Here is a 13,528-nt window from a genome sequence, read left to right on the forward strand (position 1 = left end):
GTGTATTTTGCAGCCCCGCTGACAACGGGAAGATTAATGGAATTAAAGGATAGAGTATGTCGTTGAAAATGAAGGACTCGCTGCAAGCGAACATCCTGGATGATGAAACCATCGACTTTGCGCACTACTGGCAGGTATTTAAACGTTATTTTGGTCGCATCATTACGCTGGCGATTGTCTTTACTGCACTGGTGGCAATAGTGGTGATGAAAATGACCCCTATTTACTCCGCCACAGCCAGTTTGCTGATTGAATCGCAACCGGCCAACGTGATGTCTATTGAGGAAGTGTATAAGTCTGACACGACCCGCAAAGACTACATGCGCACCCAGTATCAAATTATCCAGTCCCGGCAGGTTGCAGCCCGCGCTGTGGATGAGCTGGATCTCGCGAACGATCCGGTATTTATGCCGCCTTCCGACGGGGAGATCTCAATTATTAAAGAAGCGAAAGCCTGGCTTTTCGCTAATTTGCCTTTCATTGAAAAAGCGCCCAAAACTGAGTTAACCGAAAGCGAACGGGAAGAAAAGCGTCGCCAGGCAGCAATCAATAAATTGATGAAGTCTATTAATGTATCACTGGTAGAAAATACACAGGTCATCAATATTACTGCGACCAGTGATTCTCCGCGACTGGCAGCCGCCATTGCCACTACGATGGGCGATGTATATGTAGAAAACTATCTGCAGGCCAAGGTGGAAATGACCACCAAAGCAACCTCTTTTCTGACTGAAAGTATGGAAGGCCTGCGGGATAAGCTTACTTCTGCTGAGAAAGACTTATCTGACTTTTACGAGAAAAATCAGCTGGTAAATCTTACCAATGGTGTTGTCGGACTGGCAGCGGAAGAACTTGAACAACTCAGTAATCAATTGCTGAAAGCTGAAACTACGTTAAAGCAGAACAGAACGATTTACGAACAAACTCAACGTAACGGTGCTGACTACAGTGCACTGGCCCGCTTGCCGGAAGTACTGAATCATCCGAATATTCAAAGCGTACGTCGTCAGGAGGCGGAAGCCATGAGCCGTGTATCAGAGCTCAGCAAAGTATTCGGTCCTAAACACCCGCAAATGGTAGCCGCCAATGCGGAACTGGATTCCGTCCGCGACACACTGCAAACTCAGATCCGCGATCTTATTTCCAGTATTACTACACAATACCGTGCTTCACAGGAACGGGTTGTGACTTTGCAGGAAGAAGTTGCAGAGGCTAAATCTGAATATCGTCAGTTGTCTAACCTGGAAAATACACGGCGTGCATTACAGCGGGAAGTGGATATCAACCAGCAGTTGTACAATTCCATGTTTACCCGCCTGAAAGAAACCAGTGAGATGGGCGGCTTCGAGTCAGCGAATGCCCGTGTGTTGGATCCTGCTCCGGTACCGAACAATCCCACTGCACCGAACAAAACGCTGTTAATCGTGGCGGCATTCATTGCCAGCTTTGGTTTTGGCGTGCTGCTGGCCTTTGTGCTGGAAGCTATGAACAGCGGTGTGCGCTCTGTGGACGATGTTGAGAAGAAATTGGGTCAGCGCATGTTGGGACTTATCCCTGTTATTTCGGTAAAACGCCGTAAAGACATGGACCTGCGCGCCTTCTTTGACAGTAAATATCATCAGTTCAGCGAGGCGGTAAGAACCCTGCGTACCAGTTTATCTCTGATAAATCTTGAGAAGCAGAATCAGGCGATACTGGTAACGTCATCAGTACCGAAAGAAGGTAAAACAACGGTTTCTATCAACCTGTCCTTCGCTCTGGGTCAACTGGACAAAACCATTCTTATCGACGCCGACTTACGTCGTCCGGCCGTTGGCAAGCGGTTCGATGTACCTAATTACCAGCCCGGACTGTCTAACCTGATCATGAAAACCCACTCTCTGGAAGAATGTCTGGTTCATGACGAGCAATCGGGTATTGATATTATTTGTGCGGGCAGTATTCCTTCAAATCCTCAGGAGTTGCTGGCGGGTAACGGCTTCAAAGCACTGATCAATTATCTTAAGAAAACCTACAAATACGTGGTTGTCGATACTGCGCCTACACAGGCGGTCTCTGATGCCATGGTTGTATCGAAAAGCTGTGACTCGGTTATTTATGTTGTGCGTGCTGATAGTACCAGTGAAAAGATGATTAAAAACGGTCTGGGCCGGTTCCTGCAAGTGGGGCACCGTGTTGACGGCGTAGTATTGAACCAGGTCGACCTTAAAAAATCAGATGTGTCTGAGCGCTATGGTGGTTTCTATGACCAGTATGGTTACAATGCTAACTGAGTTAGTGTGAGGACAAATTGTGATTGATTTACACAGTCATATAATACCGGGCATCGATGATGGTGCCCGCGACATGGACATGGCTCTGGATATGGCGCGGCAGACTGTTGCGGCCGGAGTCACTCACCTGGTGTGCACACCGCATGTTCACTGGGGCACTTTTGACAATACCCCCGAAATTATTGCCACAGGATTCAGTGCCCTGAAAGACGCTGTCGACAAAGCAGGGATCCCCTTGTCTTTATCCCGTGCAGGGGAAGTGCGGATAAACGAAATGGTGCCGGTGTGGTTCAGGGAGGATAAATTACCTTATCTGGGTGAATACCGTGGTAAAAAAGTACTACTGCTGGAAATGCCCCACAGCAATATGCCGGCAGGACTCGATCAACTATTTCGCTGGTTACTGAATGCAGGCGTGCAGCCTTTGATCCCTCATCCTGAGCGCAATCGTGACGTATGGAAACGTCCGGAAAAGATCCAGTGGTTGCGCAATCAGGGTTGTCTGTTACAGGTTACTGCAGGGGCTTTCACCGGACGCTTCGGTGAGCATGTAGAAAAGATTGCTAAGGACATGTTGCGGGATAATCAGATTGATCTGGTAGCATCGGATACCCATGATACCAAACGTCGTCCCAACGATATGGGCGAGGCTTTTGCGGTGGTCAGTGAACTGGCTTCTGAAGAGGTGGCGAATACTCTGTTCAAAACTACGCCCGGCAACATCATTGCTGCTGGTGGAACCGCCTGACGGACACAATGGTAATAACAAACCCGCCATCCGGCGGGTTTTGTATTGTTAAGCTTCTAATTAAGAATGTTAGCTTTAAACCAGCTCCATATCCCCAGCGAAAAGTTTTCAAACAAGTTAATTCCCAGCGCTGATTTGATCAGATAAAGGATGAGCAGCCCGCTCAGAACACTGAATGTAATGAACACAGCAAACATCAGAGCCATTGTCGCCCGTCCAACCTGTTGCTCCAGCCGGGACAGCTCGCGGCGGTTCTTGCCGGCCAGCACAACAAAGTAGAAACTCGTCCGCCATATATTGATTGTGCCCCGGACATCCAGTTTATGTCTGGCCCAGCTGCGCCCGCCAATCGCTTTGTTCATGGCTATCAGCTGTTCTTCTGAAAAGGATGCGGCAATATCCGGTGGCATTTTACTGAGTAGTTTTTGGATCAGTTGTGACTCATGGACAGGATGAGGTGTGTTATCCACGGCGAATAATCTTCCGGTGATGTGACTTTCCGTCATCTTAACTCAAAAAGACAGCCGGTATAAATGTGCTCTGCTTCAGGAAGTACTGTGACACGGGCAGAGAAAATTCATGTGACAGGGAATAAATTGCCATCAACAGCGTAAATGTTGCTTCACAGCAACAGTCATTCAGATCTGAAATGCCATTTCTTATACTAAAGTTGCAATTCTGGGTTCGGTGCATGGATTCCTAATCCGCCTGCAAGCATAAAATGAACTCAAGCTAAACTTTTAAATTTCATCAAAATCAGTTGGTTAAGAACATCTGGTTTAGTAAGAGAGAACATCGGATTTAGATATTCTTTCAGCCAGACATAAAGCCCGTGCATTATTTTACGATCTGGCACAAAAGCTGAATAGACCCTGTATACCGCATTTAATTATGTATCGGAAGTGACCAGCAGGGAAAAGCACATGCAACAGGCAAAACACAACATCGCGTTTATTATCAACTCCCTCGAAGGCGGTGGAGCTGAGCGGGTGATGTGTAAGTTGTTGACTATCATGGAAGCGGATTTTCAGAGTGCTGGCTATAACGTGCATTTGATACTGCTTGATGATTTGCCGCAGGAACAGCAGTGTCCTGAGTATGTGAATCAGGTCGTACTCGATACGAAAGGTAGTTTGCACAGCGGTTACAGCGCATTGAAAAAAGCGCTGGAAAAAATAGCGCCGCACACCTGCGTAAGTTTTCTCACCCGCGCCAATATGCTTAATGTCTCTCTGGCTAAACGCCTCGGGTATCGCGCTGTGATCAGCGAACGGGTAAATACATCCAGTCACCTGTCCGGTGGTATCAAAGATTTTATCTCCCGTTGCCTGGTGAAAGCGACATATCCTTCTGCAGATTGCGTAATTGCTGTGAGCGAAGGCGTAAAAGCAGACCTTATCGAAAACTTTTCGGTAAAACGGGAACGGATTAAAACTATCTACAACCCTTACAACATGGCCAACATCAGCGCCATGGCACAGCAACCAGTGGACGATTTACCGTCAAAGCCTTACATCATTGGCACTGGCAGACTGGTTCGTAATAAGAATTTTGATTTGTTGCTGCAAGCCGTAGCGGCTTCTTCTGTCGAACACGACATCGTTGTTCTCGGGCAGGGAGAGGAAAAGCAGGCCTTATTGCAACGGGCTGAGTCTTTAGGGTTAAACGGGCGTCTGCATTTGTTGGGCTTTAAGTCCAATCCGTATCCTTATATCAAAGGCGCAGATTTTTTTGTGTCGACGTCGAACGCTGAAGGTTTCCCCAACGCCATTGCTGAAGCAATGTGCTTGGGCAAGGCCGTGGTGGCGACAAACTGTGAGTCAGGTCCTGCTGAAATTCTTACCGGTGAGTATCCGTACAAAGTATCAGGATTTGAAGCTCAGTCATACGGCTGTATTTGTGAAGTAAACAGTGTATCAGGCGTTGCTGGTGCTCTGGATTATATGTCGCGGGACGAAAACAAACGGCGTTACGAACAGCGAAGTGCTGAACGTGCCGCTACATTCAGTAATGCCGTGTTCCGCGAAAAACTGCTTAAAGCCCTTAAATTAGAACAATCACAGCCGGAGACAGAGCATGTTTCTGGCCGTTAAATTACTGTTCAGCCTTATCAGCGCCTGGCTGGTCTGGCAGACAATTCGTCAGCACTGTAATAAGTATCTTGCCTTTGTAGTTGTCGCAATTTGGTTACGCTTTTTCCTTTCCGCGTACCATCAAATCACTTATGACCCGCTTATTGCCGGATTTTCTATTAATGCCCTCGCTTCAATCGGCATTGCTGCAACCGGTTTACTGATTCTGCCGCCAAAAGTGTACCAGTTGCGTGTTTTGCTGCCCCTTTACGCCTTCTTTGCTGTTGTGGTAGCCAGCGGACTGATTAACGGCGGAGTAAGCGGTCTGATTAACGTAATGGTTAAGTGGATGTTTTTCTTATCAATAGCGTGTGCAATGTTCATGGCGATAAGAAAAACTGACAAAGATTTTGTATTAAAGAAGCTGCTGGTGAGCTTCTTTTTACCTGTTTCTCTCGCTGTGATGTCAGTACTGCTGGGTGAGGTGAAAGCCACTGAAGCCGATGGTTCAACCAGCTATATCGGGGGCTATAACCACGAAGCGGCGTTTTCGATGATCATCGCCGGCTTCATTTTAGTAGTGGGTTTGCTGTCTCCGGGCGCGATACGATTTCGTGGCGCGCTGTTTGCATTAGGTTGTGTTGTACTGGTGTTGGTGAACTACCGCACCTCGGTTCTGGCGATATTACCGCTGGCTGCCATTTTTGCTTACACCGCAATGTCATCAAAAATCGCACCGCGTTACCAGACTGTGTTTTTCCTTGCCGCGTTCTTCGGCATGGGGATGTTGTTCCTCATGGCCTCGTACACCATGCAGGACCGTTTTGCTGATGTATTTGTATTCCTGACCAGTATCGACGATCTGATCAAGGCACCGTTCTACTACTCCGAGGCTGAAAAAGACATTTTCTCTGCCCGGGTGTACCTCTGGAGTTTGTATATCTATGAGTATGTGAACGGTTCATTTGTACATCAGCTGGTGGGGTGGGGCCCTGAATCATGGTCCGGCGTATTCCCGAAATACGCACACAACACCTACGTATCGTATTTGTATGAGTATGGCCTGATTGGTCTGCTCACATTCCTCTTCGCTGCTGCCAGCTTTGTAGTGCAGGCGATGAGGATAAAGAACAAGCAGTTTGCCTGGATGCTTTGTTCATCAATGGTGGGATTTTTGATTATGAACTTCGCCACCATGCCTCTTTGGAATATCGAGGGGTTGATTTTATTTGCCATCTTAATTGGCAACGCCATCGGACCGGTGAAATTACCTCGCAATGCATGGTTTGACTCACCTGCCTTTGCGTCTCGTTTGGCGAATTGATTTTAACTCAGGTTTGTCCTGAGATATTGGAGAAAGTTATGAAACTATGTGCCGTAGGACTAAGAGGAATTCCCGACGTAATGGGCGGAATCGAATCTCATTGCCAGCAACTGTATCCGCGGCTGGTCAAATCGGGCATGGATGTCACTGTGATTTGCCGCTCACCGTATGTGGATCAATCTGTTGAAGAATACAAAGGCGTAAAACTGCGTTCTGTGTGGACTTTGAAGCATAAGTTCATCGAGACATTTTTACACACCTTCCTGGCTATTTTTTACGCCCGCTTCGTCGTGAAGCCGGATGTATTACATATTCACGGTATCGGGCCGGCTCTGTTTACACCACTGGCAAAGCTGCTGGGTATGCAGGTTATGGTTACTCACCACGGTGCTGACTATGACAGACAGAAATGGAATCAGTTTGCCAAAAATATTTTGAAGTTTGGCGAAACCATGGCGGTGAAATTTTCAGACCGCGCCATTGTGGTTGGCCGTTCTCTCACCGGCGTGCTGAAGAACCGTTTCTCCGGTAAATCGAACCGTATCCTGTTCGTACCCAACGGTGCTAAAACCGATATGGATACTCAGATGGGTGCTGAAGCATTGCCAAAGGATCTAGGTATTGAATCGGGTAAGTATGTACTTACTGTTGGTCGCCTCGTTCCTGAGAAAGGCTTTCACGACTTAGTCGAAGCTTACAAAAAATCTGACACAGATTTGAAACTGGTCATTGTAGGTGGTGCAGACCACGAAGATGAATACTCTATGAAACTGAAAAAGCAGGCCAGCGATAAAATTATTTTTGCCGGCCGCCGTCAGGGGGATGAGCTGAACGCTCTGTACAAGTTCGCCCGGGTATTTGTATTACCGTCTTACCACGAAGGCTTGCCTATCGTCGCACTGGAAGCCATCAGCGCCGGTACAGAAGTGATAATCAGTGATATTACACCGAACACCGATATCGGTTTGCCGGAAGATGCTTACTTCAAGGTTGGCGATACTGACGCGCTGGCCTACAAAATTACTCACGTGGATGATATGAAGCTGGCTATTAATAAAGAAGCGTTCCTGAACACCTTCAACTGGGATGCTATCTCTGATGATACTTACGTGATTGCGAATAACCTTGCTATGGGCATTCCTGTTCAACCACGTACGGCGGCCTGATGACTGAAAGACGTAAGCTGTTTCTGTATCCTTTTGTACATAGCAACGGGTTTGTCGACAGGATAAAAGGGGCGTTCAGCGAGCTGGGATATGATATCCGCCCGTTCAAACACCTCTTCCGTCCGGCAAACCTGTTCAGCAGAAAGGAAAACTGGCTGGTATTAAACTGGTATGAAGATCAGCCCTTTCGCAAGGGCATGAGCGGGCCCAAACGCTGGGCCTTCCTCCTCGCATTCTTTCTTACTGTCTGTTCCATTCCCTTGTTCATTAGCAAAGTAATTTGGGTACGTCACAACTACAAGCCTCACAATGTAAGTACTCACTCTACCCTTTACACATTCATATTGAAGCTCTTGACGCTTATTGCGGACCGGGTTGTCACCCTTGAAATGACCGACAGAATAGAATCAAGCGTGGTGAAGCACCCGCTTTATTTTAACGACAGGGATTTATTTCAATTCTTTGAGGCCATCGGAGATACCCAAAAAGGTATCGACTTTCTGTACTTTGGATCAATTAAGCCCTACAAGCGCCTCGATAAACTGTTAGAGGTGTGGCCGCTGAATCAAAAATTGCAGGTGATGGGCTTTTGTTCCGACAAGGAATATGCAGCCAGGTTGTACAGTATTATTGACCAGAGAGGTTTGCAGGTGGACTGGAATAATGAATTTGTAAAAGAAGAAACGCTGGAAGACGCGGTGTCTGACACGCGCTTTGTTATCATGGCCCACGATGATAACGCGATGATATCCTCCGGCACCTTTTACATGGCTATGAGTTTAGGCGCCAACGTGCTGTGTTTCGATTCCGCCTTCGCGCGAATGAAGGCCAGAGAGTTTCCTTTCGTTAAAATTATTGAACCGGATAATCTGGAAACCCAACTGGCCAATCTGGAGTACGTTGATTCCAGTGTGGTAGTGAATCAAGCTGTAGACCGCTACGGTGAGGAAGCTATCAGAGAATCCTGGCGGGTAGTACTGACTACCTGATTATCTCTTTCAGTTTCATAACAAAAAGCCCTGCGTCGTAGCAGGGCTTTTTCGTTGCAGCCAAATATCAGCCTGCTCTGGCCTGCAAGGTTTGTTTGTCATTCACCATTGCATACACAGCATCATAAATGGCCTGGTCAACGCGGTTCAGCTCTGTAATAACGCCCATTAATTTCGGGTTACTGGTAATGGCTGATGAGGCACCACGATTCGGGCTGGTATTTTTGCTGGCAATATTGATACGGGTACTGAAGCGCTGATTAAAATCTTCCTGCCATTTATCCATTTGCTCCAGCGTGCCGTACACCGAGAAATGACGCAAATTTGCAACAGCTTTAGCAATCACATCATCTGCATTCGCCATAATGTCAGCGGCATTGCGGTATCCGGAAAAATAGCGGGCATAGGTGACCGCCGAGTTAAGCGCCTTTTCTGACTGCAGATATTCTTCGATGTCAGTTTCGTTTTTCTGCCATTCCGATTCTTTAAAGCGGTTGTATACGTATTCAGAAATAAAGCGGTCTGCAGGCTTTCTGAGTATCGTCAAAAAGTGCCAGTCTTTGTAAAAGTTACTGACTACCTCAGGGCGCGCCACACAATGGCCGGTAGTAAATACCTGGTGTTTGCTGCTGAGTTGGAAGGTTAACTGGGTTTCCCTTGCGGTCATCATGTCCACTCCCAGTAACTTCTCGCACTCCCTGCTGGCTCTGAGATCAATATGGCCGGTGAAGCGGGTTGCTTTCAGCAGTGATGGATAGACAGACTGATAGATGGCATTAGACAGAGAGACGCCGGCACACTTGGGAACGTGGCAGAAAAAGATTTTCGGATATCGGGCGAGATACTTCTCTGATTGCTGCTTTAAGATTTCTTGCATGATTCTTGCTCCATCATATTCATGTTCGGGAAATCTACGCAGACTTCCTATTCGGATTGCAACTCACAGGGATACCAATGAGCGACAAATTCAGCGTTGTTATTACAACATTCAATCGACCTGCAGAACTCAAAGAAGCGCTGGACGGTGTATATGCACAAGTTGAGCAGCCGCTTGAGGTGATTGTAGTGAATGATGCATCTTCCTTGCCATATGATGACATTCTCACTGAATTTTCAGAAAAGCCGAATTTTCACTATCACTTTTTGAAAGAATCATCGGGTGCGAACAAGGCTCGTAACATTGGGGTGGACAGCGCAAAAGGTGATTACATTGCCTTTCTCGATGACGACGACATATGGCTGCCGGAATATTTGTGGGAACACAAGAAAGCTTACGACAACGGCGCGGACGCTGTGGTCAGCGGTTATCAGGTTTTAGGTGGTGAGCAACTGTTCGTGCAGCCTTCAAGACGGGTAGAGCGCGAAGTACTCCGCACCGGTAATCAATATTGCGGTATGAGCGGTTTCAGTGTGAAACGTGATATCGCTCTAAAGGAACGTTTCGATGAAACCCTGCCCAACGGGCAGGACTGGGATATGTACGTGAGGCTTTCAGAGCAGGGCTATTCATTATGGAATATTCCCAAGCCCATCTTTTTGTACCGCTTCATGAATATGGACGGCATCGGCGCCAAAGTAGCGAAAATGACGCCGGACGAAGCGGTGGTGCGCCTGCGCTCAGCAGACAAACACCGCCAGTTTCTCGGAGACGGGAATTACCGTAAACGGGTGGCTGCTCAATTACTGGTGTATTTGCCACTAAAAAAAGACAAGCTTAAATGGGTGATGAAGTCTGTTCACATTGCCGGTTTGTCTGTGACATTGAACCACCTGGCTGCGGTAACGGTAAAAAAAGTGCGACAGCGGGTCAGTTAGGGTTACGGGCCCTCATTACAGGAGAAGAGTCATGGAACTCTATCAGGATCAGTTTTCTTCAGAACACGACTTCCCTCATCAGACGGAAACCCAAAAAACACTGGTGATTGCATCAACCGTGCGTTCAGGCAGTCATATGCTTGGTCATGTGCTTCACGAAACCGGCGCTTTTGGCTTTCCCCTTGAATACGTGAACAGAAAAAACCTCGACGAATGGAAACTGCGTCTTAACCGCAGGACTTTGCCGGAAGTGCTTGATGAACTCAGGGCGCGGCGGACATCCCCGAATGGTGTGTTCGGTATCAAAGTGCACTATTCGCATATCGAAGAGTTCGGCGGGTTCAAAGCGATGTGCAAAATGCTGCCGAATCCGCATTTTGTGTTGCTTACCCGTGAAGATGTGATGGCTCAGGCTGTATCGCTGGCAGTAGCCAGACAAACCGGGGCATGGATATCACAGCAGGGCAAGCCGGCGGCAGATCCGGAATACAACTTTGAAGATATTGAAGCAGGCCTGCGCCGCGTCAGCCTGGAAAATGCGTCCTGGCGATACACCCTGGCGGCAACCGGCAGCAAATATATGGAATTGAATTTTGCAGATGTCAAAGCCAACACCGCTAATTCTGTACTCCGAATTGCTGACTTTATGGATTTGGCGGTGGAAAGTCACCGTATTCCGCCAACGCCGGTGACCAAAAAGCAAAGTAACATTTTAAACAAACAATGGCAGGTACGGTTTCAGCAGGAGTTTGACGGCGACGATGAACTGTTACGTTTTAACCGTGAAAGTTTCTGGCACAAGTTGTCGAAAAAATTATCCTGATTCAGACAGGTTCTGAGCCAGATAAAGAGTGGAACGACGGCGTAATCCGCCGTGAGTATTAAAGGAAAACTATGTTAAATCAATGGGCAGAAAAACAGGCGCTGGCAGAAGAGAAAAAGCGGGTGTACTGGTGGCAGTCGAAGAAAGATGACCGGCCAAATATCGGCGATTATGTGGCTTACGATCTGGTGAAGCGCGTACTCGCTATGAAAGGAAAGCTCATCAAAGACAAACTGGATCCCTCAACCAAGCTGGTCAGTGTGGGTTCTGTTCTGCATTTTGCGCGGGACGGAGATACATTGTGGGGCACAGGTTATAACAAAAAAATGGGCGATAAGGTCATTCAGTTTGATAACCTCGACGTCCGTGCCGTACGCGGCCCTCTTACCCGTGAATACCTTATGAACCGTGGCATCAGTGTACCGGAAGTTTACGGTGACCCGGCGTTACTGCTTCCTCATTTTTATTCAAAGCACCTGATGGAAAAGGCGCACAAAAAAGACTACATCATTATCAACCATATGAACGATGATATGGCGCAGTATGAAGGCTATGAAAAGGATCTGGTTACACCCATGCAGTATCCCGGCTCGTTCATTGAAGCTATCGTGAACAGCAAACGGGTTATTTCCAGTTCATTACATGGTGTCATCATTGCCGAAGCATACGGCGTGCCTGCCATTTTTTACGATTCCGGCAGTGGTGAGTCGATGTTTAAATATGAAGATTACTATCAGGGCACAGGTCGTACTGAAATTCCCAAGGTGACCAGCCTGGCGGAAGGCATCTCTATGAATTTACCTGCGCCACCGGATTTCACCGCAATCACAGATAAGCTTTATCAGGCTTTCCCCTTCGATCTCTGGGGTGCAGAGTGACGGTAAACACCAATAGCAAAGTCAGTGTGTCACACTGACTTTGCATCTGCCAATGCACCGGTACTTGTTGAAGCCTGTGCCTCCTTCAACCTTACTTTAATAAGAAATTGCGCGCCGCATCCTTCGTTGTCAATGTATTCAATCGTTCCTCCCAGTCCCTGAGTGACGATGGTGTACACAATACTCAGGCCCAGACCGATGTGCCCGTCTTTCCTTCTGGTGGTGTAGAACGGAGAGAAAATATTATGAATATGTTCCGCATCGATACCACACCCGTCGTCTTTATAGAGCAAGGTAAACTGATTGGCAGATTCACGTTTCACAGAAATATAGATATGGCCGTGCTTGTCCGGCCCGTAGCCATGTTGAATAGAGTTTATCACCAGATTGCTGATGATTTGTGATAACAATTCAGGCTTAATTATGACGTTAATATCTTCTGCACATTCAATCTGATTTTCAATCATTGATGCGCTCAGTGAACTCTCGAGGCAGTATAAAGTATCTCCGATATGTGTCCTTAAATTTACCGGCTGCTCCTCATCGGCGCTCTGTGTAATGTCAATTTTCTTAAAGCTTGAGATGAGATGGGAGACTTTATCAATTGAGCCTTTCACCATTTCTGAGAGTTCAGTGACGCTGCTGATGAAATCTTCAAATTCATCCTGAGTCAGGCTGCCATCTTCATATTGACGCTGGACAATTTTACTTTCCTCCAGCAGTTGAGTGATACCGGTCAGGCTTATGCCAGCAGGCGTGTTGATTTCGTGGGCGATACCGGCAACAAGACGGGCGATATTGGCCATTTTTTCTGATTGGATAAGCTGTCCCTGCGTTTCAGCCAGATTCTCTATTATAAAGTTCAAACCGACATTTGAAGCTTCAAGAGCCTGATTTCTCTTATATATCTCCTTCTCCAGTTCCATTTGCAGAGATATGTCCCGAATCATCAACAACAATACGCTGGCATCGCCGGAATCTAATCTGGTTATGGTTGTTTCTGTCCAGAGCAACGTTTGATCAGATTTTTGAAATAACCAATCAAATTTGAAGCTTGAGTTTTTTGCATTTTCTTTTTGAATACTGTGGAACATCGATTCAGACGATACGTTTGCAGTCTGGTATTCTGCAGAAATGTGTAGTAAATCGCGTCCGGTAAGAGAGTCCCTGCTTTCGTAACGCAGAAGCCGGAGAAAGCTGTCGTTACAACTTTTTATACGACCATTTTCGATAATAAGTGCGCCATCGATGGTGTTGGTCAGAAAAGTGGAAAATAGTGAATCGTCGGTGGTTGAAACTGAATCTTCTGACATTTTTACCTCACTACAAAATTAATCATAAAATGTCACTTCAACAGAGCTTATTTTTAATGACGTTCGTCTCTCACAATACGTTAACATTTGCCGCAAGTCAAAGCATTGCCACCGACAAATTTTTTGG

12 protein-coding genes are annotated in these 13,528 nt (G+C 47.0%); 9 read left to right on the forward strand and 3 right to left on the reverse strand.

Translation table 11 applies throughout. The features are described 5' to 3' along the window. Nucleotides 1-56 precede the first annotated feature (56 nt). Entirely contained in the window at nucleotides 57-2,273 is a 2,217-nt protein-coding gene (locus ACXAG2_RS07295) for a GumC family protein (protein ID WP_474865551.1), read from the forward strand. 19 nt (nucleotides 2,274-2,292) lie between these two features. Next, the gene (locus tag ACXAG2_RS07300) at nucleotides 2,293-3,021 is read left to right on the forward strand and encodes a tyrosine-protein phosphatase (RefSeq protein ID WP_474865554.1); all 729 of its coding nucleotides are present in this window, start codon (nucleotides 2,293-2,295) and stop codon (nucleotides 3,019-3,021) included. A gap of 56 nt (nucleotides 3,022-3,077) precedes the next feature. Here ACXAG2_RS07300 and ACXAG2_RS07305 read toward each other — a convergent pair whose 3' ends face one another. Beyond that, nucleotides 3,078-3,491: a 3-phosphoshikimate 1-carboxyvinyltransferase gene (locus tag ACXAG2_RS07305; protein WP_474865557.1), complete on the reverse strand. Its 414-nt coding sequence runs from the start codon at nucleotides 3,489-3,491 to the stop codon at nucleotides 3,078-3,080. Between the two features lie 453 nt (nucleotides 3,492-3,944). Between ACXAG2_RS07305 and ACXAG2_RS07310 the strand changes: the two genes are divergently transcribed. From ACXAG2_RS07310 to ACXAG2_RS07325, 4 genes are read left to right on the forward strand one after another with little or no spacing between them, the layout of a single operon-like run. After that, nucleotides 3,945-5,114, forward strand: coding sequence for a glycosyltransferase (locus ACXAG2_RS07310; RefSeq protein ID WP_474865559.1), 1,170 nt, complete (start codon nucleotides 3,945-3,947; stop codon nucleotides 5,112-5,114). Beyond that, entirely contained in the window at nucleotides 5,098-6,417 is a 1,320-nt protein-coding gene (locus ACXAG2_RS07315; protein WP_474865562.1) for an O-antigen ligase family protein, read from the forward strand. The genes ACXAG2_RS07310 and ACXAG2_RS07315 overlap by 17 nt, the downstream gene beginning before the upstream one ends. Before the next feature lie 38 nt (nucleotides 6,418-6,455). Beyond that, nucleotides 6,456-7,583 carry a glycosyltransferase family 4 protein gene (locus tag ACXAG2_RS07320; RefSeq protein WP_474865564.1) on the forward strand — a complete coding sequence of 376 codons (1,128 nt, stop codon included), beginning with the start codon at nucleotides 6,456-6,458 and terminating at the stop codon, nucleotides 7,581-7,583. After that, nucleotides 7,583-8,572: a glycosyltransferase family protein gene (locus ACXAG2_RS07325; protein ID WP_474865567.1), complete on the forward strand. Its 990-nt coding sequence runs from the start codon at nucleotides 7,583-7,585 to the stop codon at nucleotides 8,570-8,572. Before ACXAG2_RS07320 ends, ACXAG2_RS07325 begins: the two co-directional genes overlap by 1 nt. A gap of 67 nt (nucleotides 8,573-8,639) precedes the next feature. Here the strand turns inward: ACXAG2_RS07325 and ACXAG2_RS07330 are convergent, their stop codons facing one another. After that, nucleotides 8,640-9,449 carry a sulfotransferase family 2 domain-containing protein gene (locus ACXAG2_RS07330; RefSeq protein ID WP_474865570.1) on the reverse strand — a complete coding sequence of 270 codons (810 nt, stop codon included), beginning with the start codon at nucleotides 9,447-9,449 and terminating at the stop codon, nucleotides 8,640-8,642. A 77-nt stretch (nucleotides 9,450-9,526) separates the two neighbouring features. Between ACXAG2_RS07330 and ACXAG2_RS07335 the strand changes: the two genes are divergently transcribed. The 3 genes from ACXAG2_RS07335 to ACXAG2_RS07345 all read left to right on the forward strand — a co-directional run bounded on the left by ACXAG2_RS07335 (nucleotide 9,527) and on the right by ACXAG2_RS07345 (nucleotide 12,088). Further along, entirely contained in the window at nucleotides 9,527-10,387 is an 861-nt protein-coding gene (locus tag ACXAG2_RS07335; RefSeq protein ID WP_474865573.1) for a glycosyltransferase family 2 protein, read from the forward strand. A 31-nt stretch (nucleotides 10,388-10,418) separates the two neighbouring features. After that, entirely contained in the window at nucleotides 10,419-11,210 is a 792-nt protein-coding gene (locus tag ACXAG2_RS07340) for a Stf0 family sulfotransferase (protein WP_474844864.1), read from the forward strand. A 71-nt stretch (nucleotides 11,211-11,281) separates the two neighbouring features. After that, complete coding sequence (locus tag ACXAG2_RS07345) at nucleotides 11,282-12,088, forward strand: polysaccharide pyruvyl transferase family protein (RefSeq protein WP_349584529.1); 807 nt, start codon at nucleotides 11,282-11,284, stop codon at nucleotides 12,086-12,088. A gap of 29 nt (nucleotides 12,089-12,117) precedes the next feature. Here the strand turns inward: ACXAG2_RS07345 and ACXAG2_RS07350 are convergent, their stop codons facing one another. Then, nucleotides 12,118-13,401 (reverse strand): PAS domain-containing sensor histidine kinase, encoded by a 1,284-nt coding sequence (locus tag ACXAG2_RS07350; protein WP_474865576.1) that lies wholly within the window; start codon nucleotides 13,399-13,401, stop codon nucleotides 12,118-12,120. Nucleotides 13,402-13,528 lie beyond the last annotated feature (127 nt).

The organism is Alteromonas sp. ABH4_456, assembly GCF_056160645.1.